General features: G+C 34.1%; 24 protein-coding genes. 11 read left to right on the top strand and 13 right to left on the bottom strand.

Going from position 1 to position 23,107, the window contains the following annotated elements:
- The first annotated feature begins 228 nt into the window (after positions 1-228).
- From truA to BUB89_RS14385, 3 genes are all read left to right on the top strand, one after another.
- Positions 229-999 (top strand): tRNA pseudouridine(38-40) synthase TruA, encoded by a 771-nt coding sequence (gene truA / locus BUB89_RS14395; RefSeq protein ID WP_073246213.1) that lies wholly within the window; start codon positions 229-231, stop codon positions 997-999.
- 183 nt (positions 1,000-1,182) lie between these two features.
- A complete protein-coding gene (locus tag BUB89_RS14390) occupies positions 1,183-2,937 on the top strand; it encodes an ABC transporter ATP-binding protein (RefSeq protein WP_073246211.1) in 1,755 nt (584 codons plus the stop codon).
- 2 nt (positions 2,938-2,939) lie between these two features.
- The gene (locus BUB89_RS14385; protein ID WP_073246210.1) at positions 2,940-3,725 is read left to right on the top strand and encodes an ABC transporter ATP-binding protein; all 786 of its coding nucleotides are present in this window, start codon (positions 2,940-2,942) and stop codon (positions 3,723-3,725) included.
- A gap of 299 nt (positions 3,726-4,024) precedes the next feature.
- Here BUB89_RS14385 and BUB89_RS14380 read toward each other — a convergent pair whose 3' ends face one another.
- From BUB89_RS14380 to BUB89_RS14360, 5 genes are all read right to left on the bottom strand, one after another.
- Positions 4,025-4,489 carry a tRNA (cytidine(34)-2'-O)-methyltransferase gene (locus BUB89_RS14380; protein WP_073246209.1) on the bottom strand — a complete coding sequence of 155 codons (465 nt, stop codon included), beginning with the start codon at positions 4,487-4,489 and terminating at the stop codon, positions 4,025-4,027.
- A gap of 18 nt (positions 4,490-4,507) precedes the next feature.
- Positions 4,508-5,155, bottom strand: coding sequence for a pseudouridine synthase (locus BUB89_RS14375; protein WP_083552813.1), 648 nt, complete (start codon positions 5,153-5,155; stop codon positions 4,508-4,510).
- A gap of 66 nt (positions 5,156-5,221) precedes the next feature.
- Positions 5,222-6,598: a hypothetical protein gene (locus BUB89_RS14370; RefSeq protein ID WP_073246207.1), complete on the bottom strand. Its 1,377-nt coding sequence runs from the start codon at positions 6,596-6,598 to the stop codon at positions 5,222-5,224.
- Between the two features lie 27 nt (positions 6,599-6,625).
- Positions 6,626-7,177: an RNA polymerase sigma factor gene (locus tag BUB89_RS14365; RefSeq protein ID WP_073246206.1), complete on the bottom strand. Its 552-nt coding sequence runs from the start codon at positions 7,175-7,177 to the stop codon at positions 6,626-6,628.
- Between the two features lie 44 nt (positions 7,178-7,221).
- Positions 7,222-7,632 (bottom strand): hypothetical protein, encoded by a 411-nt coding sequence (locus BUB89_RS14360; protein WP_083552811.1) that lies wholly within the window; start codon positions 7,630-7,632, stop codon positions 7,222-7,224.
- A gap of 152 nt (positions 7,633-7,784) precedes the next feature.
- Here BUB89_RS14360 and rmuC point away from each other — a divergent pair, with 152 nt between their 5' ends.
- Positions 7,785-9,155, top strand: a complete 1,371-nt coding sequence (gene rmuC, locus BUB89_RS14355; RefSeq protein ID WP_073246205.1) for a DNA recombination protein RmuC — start codon at positions 7,785-7,787, stop codon at positions 9,153-9,155.
- Between the two features lie 106 nt (positions 9,156-9,261).
- Entirely contained in the window at positions 9,262-9,804 is a 543-nt protein-coding gene (locus BUB89_RS14350; RefSeq protein WP_073246204.1) for a YceI family protein, read from the top strand.
- Between the two features lies 1 nt (position 9,805).
- Here the strand turns inward: BUB89_RS14350 and BUB89_RS14345 are convergent, their stop codons facing one another.
- Complete coding sequence (locus tag BUB89_RS14345) at positions 9,806-10,720, bottom strand: TIGR01777 family oxidoreductase (protein ID WP_073246203.1); 915 nt, start codon at positions 10,718-10,720, stop codon at positions 9,806-9,808.
- A gap of 112 nt (positions 10,721-10,832) precedes the next feature.
- On the opposite strand from BUB89_RS14345, the gene BUB89_RS14340 reads away from it, so the two are divergent.
- The 5 genes from BUB89_RS14340 (at position 10,833) to BUB89_RS14320 (ending at position 15,439) form a co-directional block, all read left to right on the top strand.
- Complete coding sequence (locus tag BUB89_RS14340) at positions 10,833-11,492, top strand: TetR family transcriptional regulator C-terminal domain-containing protein (RefSeq protein ID WP_073246202.1); 660 nt, start codon at positions 10,833-10,835, stop codon at positions 11,490-11,492.
- Positions 11,492-12,802 (top strand): ABC1 kinase family protein, encoded by a 1,311-nt coding sequence (locus BUB89_RS14335; RefSeq protein ID WP_073246201.1) that lies wholly within the window; start codon positions 11,492-11,494, stop codon positions 12,800-12,802. Before BUB89_RS14340 ends, BUB89_RS14335 begins: the two co-directional genes overlap by 1 nt.
- A complete protein-coding gene (locus BUB89_RS14330; RefSeq protein ID WP_073246200.1) occupies positions 12,792-13,070 on the top strand; it encodes a TIGR03643 family protein in 279 nt (92 codons plus the stop codon). Before BUB89_RS14335 ends, BUB89_RS14330 begins: the two co-directional genes overlap by 11 nt.
- 18 nt (positions 13,071-13,088) lie before the next feature.
- On the top strand, positions 13,089-13,772 hold the full coding sequence (locus tag BUB89_RS14325) for an SDR family NAD(P)-dependent oxidoreductase (protein ID WP_073246199.1): 684 nt from the start codon (positions 13,089-13,091) through the stop codon (positions 13,770-13,772).
- A 248-nt stretch (positions 13,773-14,020) separates the two neighbouring features.
- Positions 14,021-15,439: an SDR family oxidoreductase gene (locus BUB89_RS14320; protein WP_073246198.1), complete on the top strand. Its 1,419-nt coding sequence runs from the start codon at positions 14,021-14,023 to the stop codon at positions 15,437-15,439.
- A gap of 140 nt (positions 15,440-15,579) precedes the next feature.
- Here the strand turns inward: BUB89_RS14320 and BUB89_RS14315 are convergent, their stop codons facing one another.
- The 7 genes from BUB89_RS14315 to BUB89_RS14285 form a co-directional block, all read right to left on the bottom strand.
- The gene (locus BUB89_RS14315) at positions 15,580-16,875 is read right to left on the bottom strand and encodes a cryptochrome/photolyase family protein (protein ID WP_073246197.1); all 1,296 of its coding nucleotides are present in this window, start codon (positions 16,873-16,875) and stop codon (positions 15,580-15,582) included.
- Positions 16,875-17,336, bottom strand: a complete 462-nt coding sequence (locus BUB89_RS14310; RefSeq protein ID WP_073246196.1) for an SRPBCC family protein — start codon at positions 17,334-17,336, stop codon at positions 16,875-16,877. The genes BUB89_RS14315 and BUB89_RS14310 overlap by 1 nt, the downstream gene beginning before the upstream one ends.
- Before the next feature lie 155 nt (positions 17,337-17,491).
- Positions 17,492-17,932, bottom strand: coding sequence for a sterol desaturase family protein (locus BUB89_RS14305; RefSeq protein WP_073246195.1), 441 nt, complete (start codon positions 17,930-17,932; stop codon positions 17,492-17,494).
- A gap of 24 nt (positions 17,933-17,956) precedes the next feature.
- Positions 17,957-18,799, bottom strand: a complete 843-nt coding sequence (locus BUB89_RS14300; RefSeq protein ID WP_073246191.1) for a phytoene/squalene synthase family protein — start codon at positions 18,797-18,799, stop codon at positions 17,957-17,959.
- Positions 18,800-18,801: 2 nt separating this feature from the next.
- Positions 18,802-20,271, bottom strand: coding sequence for a phytoene desaturase family protein (locus BUB89_RS14295; protein ID WP_073246190.1), 1,470 nt, complete (start codon positions 20,269-20,271; stop codon positions 18,802-18,804).
- Positions 20,272-20,305: 34 nt separating this feature from the next.
- Positions 20,306-21,202 carry a MerR family transcriptional regulator gene (locus tag BUB89_RS14290; RefSeq protein ID WP_073246189.1) on the bottom strand — a complete coding sequence of 299 codons (897 nt, stop codon included), beginning with the start codon at positions 21,200-21,202 and terminating at the stop codon, positions 20,306-20,308.
- Positions 21,203-21,271: 69 nt separating this feature from the next.
- Positions 21,272-22,231 (bottom strand): ion channel, encoded by a 960-nt coding sequence (locus BUB89_RS14285; protein ID WP_073246188.1) that lies wholly within the window; start codon positions 22,229-22,231, stop codon positions 21,272-21,274.
- Between the two features lie 168 nt (positions 22,232-22,399).
- Between BUB89_RS14285 and BUB89_RS14280 the strand changes: the two genes are divergently transcribed.
- Positions 22,400-23,107 carry a DUF4197 domain-containing protein gene (locus BUB89_RS14280; protein ID WP_073246186.1) on the top strand — a complete coding sequence of 236 codons (708 nt, stop codon included), beginning with the start codon at positions 22,400-22,402 and terminating at the stop codon, positions 23,105-23,107.

Below are 23,107 nucleotides of genomic sequence, written 5' to 3'. Positions count from 1 at the left end.
ATTAAAATCGAATGGCACAGATTTTTATCTGCCTTGGCAGATTCAGGTAATTAAAACGAGAGGTAATTTGTGTTTATTGGTGTAATTCGTGGCGAAAACTTTTTAACCTCGAAACTTTGATAAAATTCGTTATCAGGCATCTCTTAACAAAAACTTAGCAACTGGGCATCTCAGTACCATAGCTTCTTTTTTGTACCTTTGAAACTCTGAAACTTTGAGATTAAAAACTTGAGATATTTTATAAAATTAGCCTACAACGGAACCGCTTATCATGGTTGGCAAATTCAGCCTAATGCCGCTTCAGTACAGGAAACCCTGAACAAAGCGTTTTCTGTTTTGTTAAATTCTGAAATTAATTTAATGGGAGCCGGTCGTACTGACACCGGAGTACATGCCAGCGAAATGTATGCTCATTTTGATTTTGAAGCTGATTTTGATATTCCAAAATTAATTCACAAGCTCAATTCCTATCTTCCTAAAGACATTGTTATTTATAATATTTTCCCTGTTGACAGCGAAGCACACGCTCGTTTTGATGCAACTAAAAGGACTTATGAATACCATATCAATAGTTATAAAGATGTTTTTTCACAAGAGCAAAGTTGGTACTTTCATCAAGAGTTAGATATTGATTTGATGAATGAAGCCGCCAAATTATTATTTAATCACACTGATTTTCAAAGTTTTTCAAAGGTAAATACTGATGTAAATACGTTTGATTGTACTATTTTTGAAGCTTATTGGACTCGAGGTAAAGCCGAACAGAGCGGAGCTAAAAAAGAAGAAAATAAATTAATTTTCACCATTTCGGCCAATCGGTTTTTAAGAAATATGGTGCGTTCTATTGTGGGAACTTTGGTCAATATTGGTTTACACAAAATAACATTAACCGATTTTAATGCCATTATCGAAAGTAAAAGCAGAGAAAAAGCCGGATTTTCAGTCCCGGCACACGGATTGTATTTAACTAAAATTGAATATCCATATATAGATGATTAGTAATTAGTCACTAGTCCTTAGTACTAAAATCTAAGAACTAAAGACTAATTTTGAAAACATACCATTTCCCTAGCCCTGATGGCAATGGAAATCCTTGTGAAGCCGGGTTTCGGCGAACAAGATTGTAATGAACAGCAGGAAATAGCTCCTAAAGAAAACTGATATTAATTCAGCTTAAAAAAAATGAAAGCAAAAGCATTCGATACCCGATTATTCAAAAGAATATTACAATATACAAAACCGTACCAATGGCGTTTTAATGGCGTCGTTATTTTTGCCGTTTCTCTATCTCTTTTTGCGGCTTTACGCCCGTATTTACTGAAGCAAACGGTGGATGGTTACATCCAGACCGAAGACGCTAACGGACTTTTGTTTTACATCAGTTTGATGGGAATTGTACTTTTGTTCGAGGTTTTTTCGCAATTTTATTTTGTGTATTGGGCAAACTGGCTGGGACAGGATATTGTAAAAGACATCCGGATTAAACTGTTCAAGCACATTTTAAGTTTTCGAATGAAATATTTTGATTTGGTTCCTGTGGGCCAACTTGTAACCCGTTCGGTTTCTGATATTGAGTCTATTGCACGAATCTTCAGCCAGGGATTATTCATGATTATAAGTGACCTGATGAAAATGGTTGTTGTACTTATCTTTATGTTTTACATGAACTGGAAATTGACATGGATTGTAATTGTAGCTATGCCCATTTTAGTTTTTATTACCCGAATTTTCCAACGTAAAATGCAAGTTGCTTTTGAAGAAGTACGAACACAAATTGCCAATATGAACACCTTTGTGCAGGAACGTGTTACCGGAATGAAGATTGTACAATTGTTCAACAGGGAAGAAATTGAATCGGAAAAATTCAAAGGTATTAACGAAAAACATCAAAATGCCTGGATAAAAACCATTCTTTATAACTCCATCTTCTTCCCTATTGCCGATATTATTTCGTCACTAACACTGGGTTTTATTGTATTATACGGAGGAATTAAAATCCTGAATGGTGATAATTTTACGACTTTTGGAGATTTGTTTTCATACACTATGTTTATCGGAATGCTGTTCAACCCTTTGCGCCAAATTGCGGATAAATTCAACGAGATGCAGCTGGGAATGATTGCTGCCAACCGTGTTTTTGAAATCATAGACACGGAAGATCAGATTCAGGATACCGGAAAAATTGAAGCAGCGGTTTTTGATGGTAATATAACTTTTAAAGATGTTTATTTCAGTTATATTGAAAATGAAGAAGTGATAAAAGGCATTAATCTGAGTGTGAATTCAGGCGAAACTATAGCTATTGTAGGTTCTACCGGAGCCGGAAAATCGACTATTATTAACTTATTGAATCGCTTTTACGAAATAAAAAGCGGAACAATTTGTATCGATAACGAAGACATAGAAAACTATACTTTGAGTTCTCTTAGAAAACAAATTGCCATTGTATTGCAGGATGTATTTTTATTTGCAGACACCATTTATAATAATATCACGCTAAACAATCCTGAAATTACACGAGAAGATGTTTATGCTGCCGCAAAAGAAATAGGAGTTCATAATTTTATCATGAGCTTACCTGATAATTATGATTTTGACGTAAAAGAACGCGGAGTAATGTTGTCTTCCGGACAACGCCAACTGATTGCTTTTTTAAGAGCTTATGTAAGCAATCCCAGTATTTTGATTTTGGACGAAGCCACCTCATCAATCGACACGTATTCGGAAGAATTGATTCAGCGTGCTACCGAAACGATTACTAAAGGAAGAACGTCGATTGTCATTGCACATCGACTGGCAACCATTGTCAATGCTGATAAAATTTTGGTTATGGACAAAGGATTAATTGTTGAGGAAGGCACACATCAGGAACTGATTAACAAAGAATCCGGTTACTATAAAAACCTGTATGATTCTCAATTTTCACTGGCTCAATAAACATGATTACATCCAAAACCATATTACAAACCAGTAAAATTAGCATTGGTTATTCTAATAAAAAAGAACAAACTATAATAGCTTCTGATATTGATATAACCTTAGAAAGAGGAAAGCTCATTGCACTTATTGGCGCCAATGGTGTGGGGAAATCAACTTTATTACGCACCATTACCGGAATCCAAAAAACCATTTCCGGAACTATTTTTTTAAACGAAAAAAACGTCCACCAAATGAATGCTTTGGCATTAGCCAAAAACTTAAGTCTGGTTTTAACTGAGAAATTACCGCCAAGTAATCTGACGGTTTTTGAATTGGTCGCGCTGGGCAGACAGCCTTACACGAACTGGATTGGAACCTTAACCGATGAAGACACCCAAAAAGTGAATCAGGCATTAGCGCTTACGCAAATTGAACACTTAGCTTCTAAAAAGCATTACGAAATTAGCGATGGACAATTGCAAAAAGTATTGGTTGCAAGAGCTTTGGCGCAGGACACACCTTTAATTATTTTAGATGAACCTACTACACATTTAGATTTATTACACAAAGTTGCCTTGTTCAAACTCCTGAAAAAACTCACTCAGGAAACCCAAAAATGCATTCTGTTTTCTACTCACGATATTGACATGGCCATTCAATTAAGTGACGAAATGATTATCATGACACCGGAAACTGTAGTTCAGGACGAACCTTGTAATTTTATTTCTAAAGGAAGTTTTAATACCTTGTTCAAAGACGAACATATTGTTTTTGATGCTACAAAAGGAAAGTTTGTGATTTCTTAACTAAAAAAAAGTATTTAACCACAAAGGGCACAAAGTTTTATAATCTGTGCTAAATTAATTTACCGCAAATTCGCAAATTATGTATTTTGTGAAACTAGTTTTTTATGAACCATATAAGTCATATAAGGATATTTAAAGCTTTTTAAATAGATAGTCTTGAAAAGGGCATATAAGAAGATTGAAAACTAATTTTTTATAAACCATTAAGAGATTTAAGTTTATTAAGTTTTTTTCTTAATTTTTCTTAAATCTGCTTTCTATATTCTAGAATCTATTTTCTCTATTCTGCTTTCTGAAATCTAAATTTTTCCTGCTGCAATCTGCCTTTTCGCTTCACCAACTACAAAAGCCACCGAATTAGCAATATTAAAACTTCTGATTAAAGGAGACATAGGGATTTTTAATTGATTTTTTTTATCAAATAAAGCTAGAAATTCTGCACTTAAACCAACGCTTTCTTTACCAAATACCAACCAGTCGCCATCCTGAAATTCGGTTTCCAAATAGGATTTCTCGGCATGAGAACTCATCATAAAAACACGGGATTGATCCGGAATTTGAGTCATCCATTGGGCTACATTTTGATATTCGGTAACGTCAAGATGTATCCAATAATCCAAACCCGAACGTTTTAAATTTTTATCGTTGATCACAAACCCAAACGGGTGAATCAGATGCAAACGGCTTTCGGTTCCTACACACAAACGACCAATATTTCCGGTATTATTAGGTATTTCAGGTTCTACTAAAACGATGTTGAGCATTATGATTTGGTTATTTGTTTATTCGGTTATTTGATTATTTTCTTTGAGATTGTCATTGTCATTGCCTTTGTCATTGCCATTGCCATTGATATTGTCATTGCCATTGAAATTCCCCACTTCAATCACCTCTCCTGATTGTAAATTGTTCAAATGCACATTTCCTATTCGAACCCGAACCAAACGTAACGTGGGAAATCCAACAGCAGCAGTCATTTTACGCACCTGACGAAACTTTCCTTCATTAACAGTTATCGAAGCCCAGGAAGTAGGTCCATGACGCTCGTCACGGATTTTTTTTCCTCTCACTCCAAAACCAGGAATTTCCCGGATCAATCGGGCTTCACAGGGTTTGGTAATATACTTAGTCCCATTAAAACCTATTTCGACTCCTTTTTTAAGTGCTTCAATAGCTTCTTGGGTAATGATTCCATCCACCTGAACATAATATTCTTTATCGACTTTTCGGGAGCGGATTTGCTCGCTTACTTTTCCATCCGTTGTGAGTAACAACAAACCTTCAGAATCTTCATCTAAACGTCCAATAGCCATAGTTCCTTCAGGAAAATCATGCAATTCTCCCAACAGTTTCTTTTTTCGTTTCAATTCATAGATAAATTGACTCAGATAACCATAAGGTTTATGAAGAATAAAATGCTGATGTGACATGAGCTAAAGTGAAATTTGCGCAAAAATACATAAATCAGCTCAGTCTCAGCTGTTTTTTAAAGAGATTTAAAAAGAGACATTCAATCCAAAATTAAATATCAGCTGAAACTGATTGAAATTCTGATTCTGAACCGGCTGTGTATAATAATTCATTCCCGGCTCTACAAAAACTTTTGTTTTTTTGAATACTTCATATTGTAAAGTACTGCTTAAAACCGTTCCAAAAACCACATCATTCACCTCTTGATTTTCTCCTATCAGATTATTGTCCAGCAATACTTTATTCGAAATCATTTTTCCTACAAATCCTCCGGTATTCATGTTGATTCTTGCTTTCCCTTTATTTAAAAGAGCATACGAAATCTCCATTGGCATTTCTATATATTGCACTTTTTGAGACAAATCTCCTTTTTGATAAAACGTAGTACTGGCTAAAGCTGAATTTTTTTGAGCATTGTTGTTCGGAATAAATAAATAATCAGAATTAGTCGAAATTGTGCCTTTTTCCTGTGGTGAAGCATAAGGCGCTTTAGAGATATTAAGCAGATTTTTAGACTGATTAACATAAGAAACATTCGCCACCTGTTGACCTAATTCACTTATTTTCAAACCTGTACTCACCGCCCATCGGCTATTGAGTTTGTAATTTGTTTTCACCCCGTAACTATGTCCTGTTTGAGATTCAATCGTATTCCCTAATGTTTTTTGGTTTTTTAAATTCTGAGAACTATTTACTCCGGCAAATACTTGTAACGACCATTTATCTTCAACAACCGCTTTTTTCTGCTGATTTTCCTGCCCTTTTGCAATTGCTGCCAAAGCATTATCTGCCAGACTTGTTGAAGCTAAATCATCTTTTACCTTAACATCCTTTTTCTCTGTAATCGCTTGATTTACATCTGCTATTTGATTTCCTTTTTCAGCAATCCCGTTTTGTTTTATCTGAATTTTATTTTCGTTCGAATTTTTAACAGCTGTATTATCTTTCTTGTCAGCAACTACCACAGCTTTATTCTGCTGAGAAGGCTGATTTTTATTTTGAGTTCTATTGACAACAGCCGGTTTATTTAATTGTGCTGCAGGATTTTCATTTTCATTTTCAACTAATGATTTTGAAGTTTTACCGTTAATAATCGTGTTTTCTTCTTTTACTTTATTGCTAACATTGTCTTTTCCCAGACTATCAAAGGATTTTAATTGATTAACAACTCCATTTTCAACAGGAGTAGTTATTAAACTGTTTTTAGAACCGGAATTGAAATTAAAAGTAGCCAAAAGCCCTAAGCCAATCACTAAACTTGCGGCAATAGCCCACCAGTAAGGCAATGCTTTTTTCTTCTCAGGATGTAATTTTTCCTCAATCCCAATCCACAACTCATCCGGAGGGTTTTTAGAAAAATCTTCCAGAGAAGAAAACAGTTTTTCTATATCATCTTTTTTCATAATTTCTTTTTGTTGCCTTCTGTTTTTTTAACTATTCTTCGAAGCCATTAATGCTGTTATTTTTTTTTGTAAATTACTTTTTGCCCGATTCAGATTGGATTTAGACGTGCCTTCTGAAATATTCAGTAAAACTGCAATTTCTTTATGTTTCATTTTTTCGAAAAAATACAGATTAAAAACTAATCGGTATTGATCCGGTAATTGTTGAATAATTTCCAGTAATTTTTCCTGAGGGAGTGAAAAAGAATCTATATCCTCTTCATCATCGGCGAGATCTTCCTGATACATTTCATCTACAAAAAGAACATCGCGTTTTCTCTTATTCAGCGTTTCTATTAATTTATTGATAAAAATTCGCTTTAACCAGCCCTCAAAACTTCCTTCAAACCGGTACTGATTTATTTTTTGAAAAGCAATTACAAATGCTTCCTGAAAAACATCTTTAGCATCCTCTTCATTCTTCATATATTTCATACACAGACCATACAATACAGGAGCAAACAACTGATAAATCTGCTGTTGCCCTCCTCTATCATTTTCGATACATTTTCGGATATAATGGTCTAATGGTTCTTTCAAAAAAATAACTCTTAAAACAGTTTAACGTAAACAAAATTAAAAATTCACTTGGTATATGTCAAAACATACCCCTCTGCAAAATTGTCCAGAATACTCAAATTCTTATTATCAAGCGACTGAATCACATAAGTCATATCATTAAAAGTCAATAAATAATGTTGTTTATCATCAAAGATACTGTTTCCCTTTGTTATTCTATAAGTATAATTTCCTGTCTCTACCTCATTAGTAAAAACAGTCACTTTTTTATTAGTATTGAAAACTAATTTCTTATCAACCCCTGTTTCTTCAGGAGTTATTACCTCTTTTCCGTTTGTTCCTCCTCTGGATTGTTTCCAATGCCAGGTTCCATAGATCGCTGTAGCATTTTGAATGTTTTTCTCCTCTTTTTTCCACAGGAAGAAAACAAGGAAAAGCACAAAAATGGATAAAAACAAAATGCTGAGCTTTCTCATAATTATACTATTCAGTTAACTATTAAGTAGATTAGAATTGCTGTAAATGGTTGCGTTAAAATAATTAAAAAAAGTAATTTCATTTGAATAAAAAAAGAGGCAGAATCATCATTAATCTTTATTTTTGCTTACTTTACCTGTAAAACTTATATATGTCAAATTTGCTTCCGTTTTTATTGTCGTTTATCATTGCACTTGCCATTGGAATTTTTATTGGAAAACTCCTGTTTTCTGCTCGTTTTCTATCCGAAAAAACAAGTTTGGAAGAAAAATTAATTGCCATCACTTCACAAATGAATCAACTGAGAGAACAATTTTCGAATGAGAAAATGCAGTTTGAAAAACAATTAATGATTAGCAATCAGGAAAAAGAAACTATTCGAAACGAAAAAGACAGTCTTGCCATCCAACTTTCAAAAAAAGAAGTGGATTTTGAGAATCTTTGGGAAAGAAATAAAGAACAAAAAGACGAAGTAGAAAAACTACAGGAGAAATTCACCAAAGAATTTGAAAACTTAGCTAATAAAATTTTAGACGAAAAATCGAATAAATTTACCGAGCAGAATAAAGAAAACATGAAAAATATCCTGTCTCCCTTGCAGGATAAAATTCAGTTATTCGAAAAGAAAGTTGAAGATACTCACAAAGAAAGTATTGATTACCACGCCGCTTTACGCCAGCAAATTGTGGGATTACAGGAAATGAATCTTCAAATGAGTAAAGAAACCCTTAATTTAACCAAAGCTTTAAAAGGCGACAGTAAAATGCAGGGAAACTGGGGCGAACTGGTTTTAGAACGGGTGCTGGAAAAATCAGGACTGGAAAAAGGACGGGAATATGAAGTACAACAAAGTTTCACTTCTGAGGATGGCAACCGTGTTTTTCCGGATGTTGTGATTAATTTACCTGACGGAAAAAAGATGATTGTGGATTCTAAAGTTTCGTTGACCGCCTATGAAAAATACATCAATGAAGAAGATGATGCTTTAAAAATCATTTATTTAAAAGAACACGTAAATTCTATCAGACGCCATGTGGAGCAATTAGGCAATAAAAGTTATCAGGATTTATATCAGATAGAAAGCCCGGATTTTGTATTGCTTTTCATCCCGATTGAGCCAGCCTTTGCGATTGCACTAAATGAAGATACCACTATGTACAATAAGGCGTTCGAAAAAAATATTATTATTGTAACACCTGCCACTTTATTAGCCACTTTGCGTACAATTGACAGCATGTGGACTAATCAAAAACAACAGGAAAATGCTTTTGAAATTGCCCGTCAGGCTGGAGCTCTTTATGATAAATTTGAAGGTTTTGTAGCCGATTTAATTAAAATTGGTAAAAAAATTGACGAGACAAAAACAGAATACAGTGGCGCTATGAACAAATTAGTTGACGGAAGCGGAAACCTGATTGTAAGAGTAGAAAAACTTAAAAAGATGGGAGCCAAAGCTAAAAAAGCACTTCCTGAAAGCATTTTAGCACGGGCTCAAAAAGACGATACCAAACTGATTGATTAAAAAAACACTTTTATTTTTCAGAGCTTATTTTAGGGATTTTTTAGGTTTTGTTTATTAGGATTTTTGGCATTTTTTTTCTAACTTTAAGTATAAAAGTTCAAGTGCCATGAAAAAAAAATTACTCCTGTTTTTATTTTTTTTCAGTATTCCAATAGTTGCTCAGGATAAAAAAACGACAACTAATGGCATGATTTCTTTTGAAGCTTCTGTTCCTTTTTATGAAGCTGTAGCGGCAGAAAACAATAAACTGCACTCCATTTTAAATACTAAAAACGGCTCCATCACCTTTGTAGCCTTTATTCAAAATTTTATTTTTGAAAGAAGCCTGATGCGGGATCATTTTAATGCTAATTATATGGAAAGTAACAAATATCCAAAAGCAACTTTTAAAGGCGAAATTGAAAAATTTTCTATTCTTAAAATCAATGATAACCCCGGTGAATATTATATCAAAGGAAGAATTAGCATTCATGGTGTCACTAAAAACATCCGAGTAGCTGCGACGCTTTCTAAAACAAAAACAAATAAGATTGCCATTCATTCTAATTTCACATTAAATACTGACGATTTTAAAATTGACATCCCTTTTATGGTACGCAGTAAAATATCTAAAAATGTCAGTGTCACCGTCGATGCTGAACTTCAATAAATCACAATGACAAACAATCTCTTAATGTCGCTTCTAAATTGGTATGTTTAAATTGAAAACCGAGTTTCTTTATTTTTGCATCAGAAACTCTTCTTCCTGTTAAGAGTAATTTTGACATTTCGCCCAAAACTAATTTTATCAAAAACGAAGGCACATTAGGCAACCATAATTTATATCCATAAACCTTGGCTAAAACCTTAGAAAATGATTCATTAGTAGTATCATCAGAAACAGCCGCATTATAAGCTCCTCGCATTTCCGGGTTTTGTATGGCTTCTAAATATATCCTGCACAAATCATCAATATGAATCCACGGCATATATTGTTTTCCCGATCCTAAAGCAGCTCCGAGTTTAAATTTAAAAACGGGAGCTAATTTTTTTAAGAAACCATCATTTTCTCCCATCACTAAACCAGTACGAATTTTTACGGTTCTGATTCCTAGTTTTTCAAATGCATCCGCTGCAACTTCCCATTTTTGACAGGTCAATCCTAAAAAATCATTTGCCGGCTGCATATCTTCATGGCAAATTGCCTGACCATTCATGGCGCCATAAATCCCTACCGCCGATGCTGAAACAAAAGCTTCTAATTGCGTATTCGTTTTTTGCAAAGTATCATAAATCAATTGGGCAGTTTGTTCTCTACTCGATACAATTTCGTTTTTACGTTTATCTGTCCAGGGCTTTCCTGCAATATTAGCCCCGGCCAAATGAATAATGTAATCCGCTTTTTGAACTGCTTCCTCTTCCATAGTTTGTTTTTCCACATCCCAGGTATAGTAAAAAACATTTTCTGTATTTACTTTTTTAGTCCTGCTCATAATAGAAACCGAAAAGCCATTGGCTACTAACAATTTAGTTAAATGCCTTCCCACAAATCCTGTTCCACCGGTTATTACTATATTTTTTCTCATAAAATCACTTTTCGCAGTTTTATTTCAAAGATACAAAGTTATTTTGTTTAACATTAACACATTTTAGTTAAACAATTCATTATCTTTATAAACTAAATAAAACATATAAAAAATGGCAACTAAAAAAATAAAACTCACAAAGGAAACTATTGTATCCCTATACATGGATTACACATTAGAACACAATGAAAAACCCAAATCAGTATATCTTTTTGCTAAATTAAACGGATTTACAGAAGCCGAATTTTATTCGTTCTTTGGGAATTTAGAAAGTATTGAAAAAGAAATCTATACTATGTTTTTAGAAAAAACGGTTGAATTACTTTCTAAAGACCCTAATTATGAAACTTATGACATGAAAAGTAAACTATTAAGTTTTTATTTTACTTTTTTCGAATTGCTGGCTGCTAACAGAAGTTATGTAACCATGAGTTTGAACGAAAACAAAAATCAGTTAAAAAACCTGATACAGCTTTCAGACTTAAGAACTCATTTCAAGAATTTCATTGCCGCAATAACCACCGATGAAGTGAGACTGCAACAAGAAAAAATACAGGAATTTCAGGAGAAAGCAATTCAGGAAAGTGCCTGGATTCAATTTCTGTTTACATTAAAATTCTGGCTGGAAGACGGTTCTCCTAATTTTGAAAAAACCGATGTTTATATTGAAAAATCAGTGAAATTAAGTTTTGAATTAATGAATGTGGCACCTATCAATAGCTTAATTGATTTTGGGAAATTTATTTTTAAAGAAAAAATGCAAAAAAACTAATGAAAACAATCGATTATATTCCAACTTCAAAAATTGAACGTGCCACAAAACTGGTGCAAACCGGAGCTAAAGTAGGTGTGAATTATTTAAAATATTATGGTGAAAAAATAGTCAATTCAGACTTAAGCCGTGATAAATTAAACGAGAACAATGCCGAAGATATTTATGACGGTTTAAAGAGCCTGAAAGGAAGTGCGTTAAAAGTAGCACAAATGCTAAGCATGGACAAAAATTTCCTGCCACAGGCTTATGTAGAAAAATTTTCTTTGTCGCAATTCTCTGTTCCACCGCTTTCGGCGCCATTAGTATTAAAAACATTCAAATCTAATTTTGGCAAAACACCTTATGAAATTTTTGATGAATTTAATGCTAATTCAGTCAATGCGGCAAGTATCGGTCAGGTACATCTGGCAGTAAAAAACAACAAAAAACTAGCCGTCAAAATCCAATATCCCGGAGTTGCTAACAGTATTTCGTCTGATTTGGCTTTGGTTAAACCAATAGCGATCCGAATGTTTAATCTCCAAGGAAAAGATTCTGATAAATATTTTAAAGAAGTAGAAGATAAATTAATTGAGGAAACCAATTATTTACTGGAACTCAAACAAAGTCAGGAAGTAGTGGATGCCTGCAAAAAAATAGAAAATCTGGTTTTTCCGGAATATTACCCTGAGTTTTCTTCAGAAAAAATCATTACAATGGACTGGATGACAGGAGTTCATCTCTCCGAATTTAAAAATTCAGATCCTGAAATTGCTAATAAAACAGGTCAAGCACTTTGGGATTTTTACATGTATCAAATTCATGTTCTTAAAAAAGTACATGCTGATCCGCATCCCGGAAATTTCCTGATTAATGATAAAAACGAATTGGTAGCTCTGGATTTTGGATGTATGAAACAAATTCCGAATGATTTTTACATTCCGTATTTCGAACTCATTAACAAAGACATTATTGATGACGAGGAACTCTTTCGAAAAAAATTATTTGAATTAGAAATTCTCAGAACGGATGACACTCCCGAAGAAATTACTTATTTCACGCAAATGTTTTATGATTTATTGTCATTGTTTACCAAACCTTTTCAAACGGAAACTTTTGATTTTTCCGACGAAGTGTTTTTTGAAAACATCGCGCAGTTAGGCGAACGTTTTTCTAAAGATACCAATCTTAAAAAAATGAATGGAAACCGTGGTTCGAAACACTTTATTTACATGAACAGAACCTTTTTTGGTTTGTACAATCTGATGTTTGATCTGAAAGCTAAAATCGTGGTCAATAATTATTTAAAATATCAAAATGAAAATTGAATTATCTGATTTAGATAAAGACCGCATTATCGAAATGGCATGGGAAGACCGGACAACTTTTGATGCCATTCGGGTTCAATTTGGACTAAAAGAGCAGGAAGTCATTGACCTGATGCGTATCGAAATGAAGCCTTCCAGCTTTAAAATGTGGCGCGAAAGAGTGCAAGGCCGTAAAACGAAACATGAAAAATTGAGAAGTTTTAGTGAAGGTCGCTTTAAATGCAGCAGACAAAGACAAATTAACAGCAACAAAATTTCAAAAAGGTAATTCAAACAGATTTCGAATATGAAAAAAATCGCCATTATAGGAGGCAGTAAAGGAATTGGGAGTGCTATCTTGCTAAAACAATTAGAAAATAATTTTGTGTATAACATCAGTAGATCTGCACCTGAGATTACACATCCTAACCTGAAACATTTTACAGTGGATGTACTACAGGATGCACTCCCGGAAATTGAAGCCATTGATACCCTCATTTATTGTCCGGGTTCTATTAATCTAAAACCCATTGGTAATCTCAGCATTGATGATTTCAGGAATGATTTTGAAATCAATGTAATCGGAGCGGTCAAAGCCATTCAGAAATATTTACCCATTTTAAAAAAAGGAGATGAACCATCAATTGTACTATTCAGCACCGTGGCTGCAAAACTAGGAATGCCTTTTCATGCGAGTATTGCTACTGCAAAAGCAGGAATTGAAGGACTGGTTAAATCATTAGGAGCTGAACTGGCTTCGGTAGTTCGTATCAATGCCATTGCTCCTACGATAACTGAAACTTCGCTTTCTTCGAATATTTTAAGAAACGACCGAATGAAAGAAAACATGACAGAACGCCATCCTATGAAGGGCTATTTAAAACCAACAGAAGTTGCCGGAATGGCTGATTTCTTGATTTCAGAAAAAGCAAAATCAATTTCAGGACAAATTTTTGAAATGGATTATGGCATTGTCAGTTTTAAAATATAAAATAATGTAATAACAGGGAGATTGATTGTAATTCACAATTTATAAATTTAAAAAATCAATAAAAAACTGCCCAGATTAAAGCATACCTCTGTTTTTTGCTTGAATTGCCTTTGGCTTAAGCCAAAGGTTTACAAATAATACATGTATTGGCTTTAGCCAAATTTATAATAACTATTTGGCTAAAGCCCATTCAATATTCAACTTAATTCCGTTGACTAAAATCAACGGCAATTCAAAAATTAAAAACCATGAAAATTCTCTTAACAGGTGCAACAGGTTACATTGGAAAACGGCTTTTGCCCCTTTTGGTAGCGCAAGGCCATGAAGTTTTGTGCTGTGTAAGAGATAAAAACCGGTTTTATTTAGCTGCAGCTTTGCAGGCAAATGTGAAAATTATTGAAGTTGATTTTTTAAAAAAGGAAACGCTATCCCAAATTCCAATTTACATTGACGCTGCTTATTACCTAATTCATTCCATGTCCGGATCTTCGGATAATTATGATGAACTGGAACGAATTTCGGCTGAAAATTTCACAGAAAGAATCAATCAGACTCAAGCTAGACAAGTGATTTACCTAAGCGGGATTGTCAATGATAAATCGCTTTCCAAACATTTATCATCACGGAAACAAGTAGAAGATGTACTCAATTTGGGAACTTTTGCCATGACTACTTTAAGAGCAGGAATTATCGTGGGTTCCGGCAGTGCTTCATTCGAAATTATTCGGGATTTAGTCAATAAACTTCCCGTGATGATTACCCCCAAATGGCTCAATACTAAATGCCAACCTATTGCCATCAATGATGTACTGAAATTCCTGACCAAATCCTTGTTGAATCCGCTTACTTACAATCAAAGTTTTGATATTGGCGGTCCTGATATTCTCACTTATAAAGAAATGCTTCTGACTTTCGCCAAAGCAAAAAAACTACGTCGCTGGATCTTTACAGTTCCGGTTATGACCCCAAAATTATCATCCTACTGGCTGTATTTTGTCACCTCGACATCCTACAAATTAGCTACAGCATTGGTAAGCAGTATGAAAGTGGAAGTGATATGCAAGGATACTAAAATCAATGAGTTATTGAATGTGCAACCCATGTCCTATGAAAAAGCTTTGTCTAAAGCTTTGCTGAAAGTAAAAGAAGATCAGGTGGCGTCAAGCTGGAAAGATTCCCTAATTAGCGGGCGCTTTAATACTAATCTTTCCGGTTATTTAAAAGTCCCAAAAAAAGACTGTTTTATCGACAGACGCAAAAAAGAAGTCATAAATCGGGATTTCACTATTAATCAAATATGGTCCATAGGTGGAGAAACTGGTTGGTATTACGGCAATTGGCTCTGGAATATAAGAGGATTTATCGATAAATTATTTGGTGGCGTAGGATTACGAAGAGGACGAACCAATAAACACAGTATTAATTCCGGCGATGTATTGGATTTTTGGCGGGTTTTGTATGCCAATAAAGAAGAAGGAAAATTAATTTTATTTGCCGAAATGAAACTTCCGGGAGAAGCCTGGCTGGAATTCAAGATTATTGGAAATACACTGTATCAGTCGGCTACTTTTAGACCACGAGGCATTTGGGGAAAATTATATTGGTATTCAGTTTTACCTTTTCATGGGTTTATTTTTGAGGGAATGTTGCGGAGATTGATTCGATAATTTTTTTAAACATATAAGTCATATAAGTTGAAACTAAAATAAACCATTAAGAAATTAAGTTTAATTAAGTAAAAACTAAATGAAGCTTAATTTCTTAATGGTAAAAAAGGCTTATATGACTTATATGTTTAAAACAAAAATCACTTAATAATTCCGGCTTTGTAAGTAGCAATGGCTCTGTCTCTCGCAAAAGCATGTTCCACCATGGGTTTTCCATAACCCAAATCAAATTCGGGAATCCATTTGCGGATGTAGATTCCTTTTTCATCAAACTTTTTGAGTTGGATATCAGGATTAAAAACTCTGAAATACGGTGCCGCATCACAGCCTGTTCCTGCTGCCCATTGCCAGTTTCCTACATTGGCTGACAAATCATAATCCAGTAATTTCTGAGCAAAATAAGCTTCCCCCCATTGCCATTGAATCATCAAATGTTTGCATAAAAAACTAGCTACAACCATTCTAACCCTATTGTGCATATAACCGGTTTCATTAAGTTGTCTCATTCCGGCATCGACCATGGGATAACCGGTGGTTCCTGTACACCAGCGCTGGAAATCTTCTTCGTTATTACGCCACTGAATTCCATCATAAGCTGATTTGAAATTCTGCGTCACTACTTTAGGAAAATGATAGAGAATTTGCATAAAAAATTCTCTCCAGATTAATTCGCTCAAAAAAACAGCATTGGTTTTGACTGCAAAATTGACCATTTTACGAACACTCACCGTTCCGAAACGCAAATGTGGCGACAAATAAGACGTGGCATCTACCGCTGGAAAATCCCTTGTTTCCTGGTAATTATCTAAAGTATCAAGTGTATACGGTTTTACTTTTACTGGACTTTCTACAAAGCCGATTTGCTCTAATGATGGAAAACTGAAATTGCTTGTATATAAATTAGAAACTAATCCCGAAGTACTATATTCCCGAATGGGTTTTTCCTGATGGAATTTTTCCAACCATTTATTTTTATAAGGCGTATAAACCGTATAAGGCAAACCATCAGCCTTTGTAATTTCATTTTCTTCAAAAATTACCTGATCTTTAAATGAAAAAGTGATGCATTGATGTGCTTCTAATAATTGACAAATGCTTTCGTCCCGTTCTCTAGCATAAGGTTCATAATCCTTATTGAAAAAGACTTCTTTGATATCAAATTCTTCAATAAGCTGCTGCCAGACTTGCTGTGTTTTTCCTTTTTTTACTAATAATGAACTTCCGGTTAGCTTTAATTCTGCATTTATTTTAGAAAGTGTTTCATGAATAAACCCTACTCTGGCATCATCTTCAGGCAAACTGTCTAAAATAGCTTCGTCAAAAATGAATAATGGAATAACGGGAAATTTGGATTTTAAAGCGTGGTAAAAACCAATATTATCTTCCAACCTTAAATCGCGTCGGAACCAAAAAAAAGAAACAGCTGTTTTAGTCATTACTTAGAATTGAATATTTCGTTAACTTTTTGCTCGCGGTATTCAAAAATTTCTTTGAGTTTGTTTTTAACAACCAAGGTATTCATGATGCGTCCAATGAAACCCAATGGTAGAGCATAATGTACCAAGTCGGTCATTTTTACACCATTTTCAGCAGGTTCAAAAAAATGTTTGTGATGCCACAAACTATAAGGTCCAAAACGCTGTTCGTCTATAAAATAACTGCCTTCTTTTACGAAAGTGATTTCAGTAACCCAGGGTAATTTAATTCCGAAAAGTGGTGAAACTTTGTATTGAATAATTTGTCCTGCATACATATTTTTTCCGTCAAAATCAGTGATTTTGAATCCCATGGATTGCGGTGTTATTTTTTGCAAATTAGCCGGACTGGAAAAAAAAGTCCAACATTCTTCGATCGTAGCATTGACATGTTGGACGGTTTGTTTTGAATATACTTTCATGAGTTTGTTTTTTCAGACAAAGTGAGTCGCGTGAGGGATAGTAGTGGAAATCCTTTATGTTTTTTCTTTAAAAACATAAAGATTGCAACGGATAGCCCGACCTTTTTGAAAAAACATTTTTCTTGTTTTTTCAAAAAGGGCACGCCCTGATTATTTTACATTTTGTAATACTTGAAAGGCACAAAAAGCATCCCGAAACACTCGCCGTGTTCCTTTCCTAAATGCTTATGGTGTACTTTATGAGCTTTTCGCAAACCTATTAAATATTTGTTTTTTGTATTCTTAAACCACTTGAAACGCTGATGAATTAAGACATCGTGGATCAGGAAATAACAAATTCCGTAAATGGTGATACCGAGGCCTATGAAAAACAAATAGTTGACGCCGCCCTCAACTCCGTAATAAAAAAGAACGATGCTGGGAATGGCAAAAATGACAAAAAAAATGTCGTTGCGTTCAAACACGTGTTCGTATTTAGGCTGATGATGGTCTTCATGAAAATACCACATGAGTCCGTGCATGATGTATTTATGAGTGAGCCAGGTGACACATTCCATCAATAAAAAAACGGCTATTGTAATTAAAAAATAAATCATTTTTTAGTTTTTAAAATCGGTTATTTACTCAATCATTCGCAGTTTGTACGTCACGAAAGACTGGGCTAAAAGGGTTGCTTTAGTATAATTAGAAACTCGGATTCTGGCATTTCCTATGTCATGACAAGGCGTATTTTCCAGTTTTTTCAGTAATTTTTTGTAATATACATAAGCGGTATAGACGCCAAATTTAGCTTCTATAGGTAATTTTACAATTCCCTGATAAGCAATTCGAAAATCTTCTTTTATTTCGTTAATGATGGCTTTTTTAGCTTTTTCATCAAAAGAATTTAAATCGACTCCGGGAAAATAATTACGGTTCAAAATAAGATTATCATCTCTTAAATCACGCAGGAAATTTACTTTCTGGAAAGCAGATCCCAATCGCATGGCTTCATCTTTTAAAGTTTCATATTTATGTTCTTTTCCGTTTACAAATACTTTTAGGCACATCAGTCCCACTACATCGGCTGAACCGTAAATGTATTCTTCGTATTCCGCTTTTGATTGATAATCTAATTTAATTAAATCCATTTTCATGCTTGTTAAAAAAGCCTGAATTAAATCGTCATCAATATTATACTTTTTAACCGTGTGCTGAAAAGAATTCAAAATAGGATTGAGACTAATGCCCGAATGATAGGCTTTGTAATATTCTTTTTCGAAATCCTTAATCAGGTCTTCTTTTTGAAAACCATGAAAAGAATCTACAATTTCGTCAGCAAAACGGACAAAACCATAAATACTATAAATAGCATCTCTGATACTTGGCGAAAGCATATACACCGCCAGCGAAAAAGAAGTACTATAGTTTGTTGTGACCAGTTTACTGCATTTAAAGGAAACATCATCAAATAATTGCTTCATAACTATACTTTTAGAAATTGTTTGTCTATCAAATCAGATACTAACTTTCCGGAGATTAATGCCGGAGGAACTCCGGGTCCCGGAACTGTTAATTGTCCTGTAAAATATAAATTACGAACTTTTTTACTTTTTAGTTTTGGCCTTAAAAAAGCAGTTTGTAATAAAGTATTTGCCATTCCATAAGCGTTTCCTTTGTACGAATTGTATTGTTCTACAAAATCGTTTTTGCAAAAGGATTGCTTAAATATAATATTCTCTTTAATATTTTGCTGCGTAATCGCCTCAAAACGTTGTATTATTTTATCAAAATAAACCTCTCTTAATGCTTCTGAATCATTAATTCCAGGCGCTAAAGGCACTAAGAAAAAACCTGATTCCATACCTTCGGGTGCTGCTGTTTTATCAGTTAACGAAGGAAAGTTAGCATAAAATAAAGGCTCAGCCGGCCATTGCGGCTCATCATAGATATCTTTAGCATGCTGATAAAAATCAGTATCAAAAAATAAGGCATGATGCGAAATATTGGTTATTTTTTTATTGAAACCAACATAGAACAATAAGGAAGAAGGTGCAAAAACGCGACTTTCCCAATACTGTTCTGAATACATTCTATATTGCTGATCCAATAAAGTTTCAGTGTGATGGTAATCGGCACCACTTAAAACCAAATCAGATTCAATTCTTTCTCCGTTTACTATAATCGCTTTGGCAGTTTTATTTTCGACAATTATTTTTTCAATATTCGAATTGACAAAAAACTGAACTCCTAATTCACGGGCTAAACTTTCCATGGCTCTCACCACATCAAACATTCCCGTTTTAGGATGCCAGGTTCCGAGACCAAAGTCGGCATAATTCATAAAACTATAAAAAGAAGGCGTATCAGATGGCTTAGCGCCAAGAAACAAAACAGGAAATTCTAAAATTTGAATAAGCTTTTCGTTTTTAAATTTCTTTCTAACATCCCGACTGATGTTGCTAAAAAACTGTCCTATTTTTTTAGCTGTTTCTACCGTCACTAATTCTAATGGAGAAACTCCCGGGCGATACACTAAGTCCTTAATTGCAATATCATAATTACTTTTAGCCTCGGCAATAAACTCCCGAAGTTGTTTTCCGCTGCCCTTTTCAATATTTTCAAAAGTGGCAACAATTTCATCCGGATTATCAGCAATAGCAATGAAATCATTCACTCCAAAATAGACCCGATAAGCCGGAGACAATTTTATAAGCTCATAATAATCGGTTGTTTTTTTTCCAAAATCGGCAAAGAAACGCTCAAAAACATCAGGCATCCAGTACCAACTTGGTCCCATATCAAAAGTAAAACCGTCTTTTTTTAATTGCCTAGCTCTTCCTCCTACAGCATTATTTTTTTCAAACACCAGCACTTCATGACCACTTTTTGCCAGATAACAAGCAGCGGATAATGCTGAAAAACCAGATCCTATTATTGTAATTTTCTTTCTCATTTGTTTAACAAATATACAAAAATATTAAACAAAATTACAACTTGTAACTAAAATCCAAAATGGAATCAACTACCGTAATCTTATCTGTTACTTTTTCTGAATTAATTAATGAAGCCAATCGCCCTATAAACCATAATTCGGTGGTATCGTCTTGTAACTCCGCCACCATTTCTTCAACATACTCATTTACCTGATCTCTGTCCGGTTTTATAGTTAAATAAGAAACATAGACAATATTTTCAAAATGCTTTTTCAGATCTTTCAAATTTTGGATAGGCATACTTTCACCTAAATAGATACTTTTATACCCTTTAGAAAGTATTTCATAATGCAGATACATTAGTCCCAGTTCGTGAATTTCATTCAACGGAAGTGACAAGACAAAAACTTTATCCAACCGGGTAGGATTTAAAACCTGAAGTTTTTCTGAATTCAGAACTATTTTCTGACGTACTAAATAGCTTACAAAATGCTCATGAGCCGGAGTAATGGTGTCTGTTTGCCATAAAACCCCAATTTCTTCCAAAAGAGGAATAAAGACATCTAAGAAAATTTCCTGAAAAGATTTTTCGGCAGCTAACCAGTCATACGTATTAAAAAACAATTGCTGATCAAAATTCATCATTGCCATTTTAAAAGCACTTAATGCATGATTTCGGGAATTTTTAACGGATACAATCTGACTGACTAACTCCGGGATTTCATCTTCTTTGTAGGTCGCTATTTTGGATATTTTATAGCCGTAATTATGTAAAAAAGTAATATTAAGCAGTTTTTGCAAACTCACTAAATCATACAATCTTATATTAGTATCCGTTCGCATGGGTTCCAGAATTTGATATCTTTTTTCCCATATCCGAATGGTATGTGCTTTAATCCCTGACAAATTTTCAAGGTCTTTGATACTAAAAACATTTTTTATATTGTTCATCTATTTATAAATAACATTAAACAAATATACGTTTTTACATCTACAACCTACTATAAAGTTAAAAACAAATTAAATATTATATACTACGTAAGAATTTAGCTTGTCTAAATCCAGAATTGTTTTAGAATTATCTGTACTCCTTTCATACATAGGCACAAACTTAGCCCCGTAAACAACTTCATCAAAAGTATAGGAAGTTCTTGCCGCTACAGTATTAGAAAACATATCATCGAATGTTTTTATAAAAACCAGAATTTCTCCTTCTGTATTTATAAAATCATCTTTGGTAAAATGATACAAAGGACTTTCTTCGGTTATAGGATGAACTAATGTCCAGCTCAAGGTTAATGCATTGATTCTTTCAAGTTCTAAGTTTAAGGAATAAAACTTATTCACTTTTACACCGTTTTCTTCCACACTCATTCCCAGAGTCATTTTGGCTTCGGCATCAGTAAAATTTGTATTTTTAAAAGGAGTCATCCGGATCATCAATCCGGAGATATCACCATAAGGCGAGATCAATGCATTGTGAGAGAATTTTAAAAAAGCGGTGGGCTTACTAAAACGCCCAAAAAACAAACCTGTAGCAATTGCAAAACTGAGTAAACCCATCAAAGCTTCCGCTGCAGCAAGCAAACTGGTAAAAAAACCTAGCGGACTTATATGTCCATATCCCACTGTGGTAAACGTTTGTGCACTAAAAAAATAAGCCTGACCAAATTTAACCCAATCACTATCCGTAGTTGGAATACCATCCAAATGTTCAATTCCGATAGCAAAATAAATCAACGCAAAAACTAAATTTATTACGATATAAAAAGAGATGATAACCCCCATAAATTGCCAGGCAGGCATTTCAATCATAGTATGGTACCAGCTGATGCGGTGCAAAAAATTCATACCTCGCTTTTCTACATTGGCAGTTCCATTTTTATTTACAAAACGACCACCGTAACTATTTGCATTGGTACCAAATCCTGTATTTCTGTCTAATACTGCTTTCAGGTTAATTTTATTTAAAAAGGCCATTCGCTATTTTAGTTGATTTTCCTGTAAATTTAACAAAAGCCAATTAAAAAGCATTGCTATATATTTTTTTAAAGCAATAAATAATCTAAGTGATTACTTATTATAATAAATAGTATTTTTGACAACAATAATGTAAAAACAAAAAATTCAACCTTTGATATCCTTAAAATGAAAAAAATAGTATCGTTCCTCCTTGTATTTAGTTTTATTAGTTGTGCAGAGATGCAACAAGTGCTTAGTCAACTGCCTCAAACCGGAACAACCGGAACAATAGATATTGCAGGAGGACTAAAAGAAGCGCTGAATAACGGAATTACCAAACAAGTTAGCAAACTGACTGCTACTGATGGCTTTTATAAAAACGAAGCGGTAAAAATCCTGCTTCCTGAAGAACTAAGAAAAGTAGACAGCGGATTAAGACGAATTGGTTTAAGCTCATTAGCCGATGAAGGATTAAAAGTACTTAATCGTGCTGCAGAAGATGCCGTAAAAGAAGCTACACCAATATTTGTATCAGCAGTAAAAAACATGTCTTTTACTGATGCTAAAGGGATTTTGCTGGGTAACGATACTTCTGCAACCTCCTATTTACAAAATAGCACTTCTGTTTCTTTGTACAGCAAATTCAATCCTGTTATTAAAAACTCTTTTTCTAAAGTAGGAGCCGATAAAGTCTGGGCAAACATTATAACCAAATACAACAGCATCCCGCTGGTTACTAAAGTAAATCCTGATTTAACCGATTATGTAACGAATCAGGCCATGAATGGTGTTTTTAAAATGGTAGCCGTTGAAGAAAAAAACATCCGAAATAATATCAGCGCCAGAACAACACCTTTACTACAAAAGGTTTTTGCCATGCAGGACAACAAATAA

It is taken from the genome of Flavobacterium flevense, from assembly GCF_900142775.1.
In the GTDB taxonomy this organism is placed as follows: domain Bacteria; phylum Bacteroidota; class Bacteroidia; order Flavobacteriales; family Flavobacteriaceae; genus Flavobacterium; species Flavobacterium flevense.
Note: the sequence above shows the minus strand (reverse complement) of the source record. Positions and strands in the feature narration are given on the sequence as shown.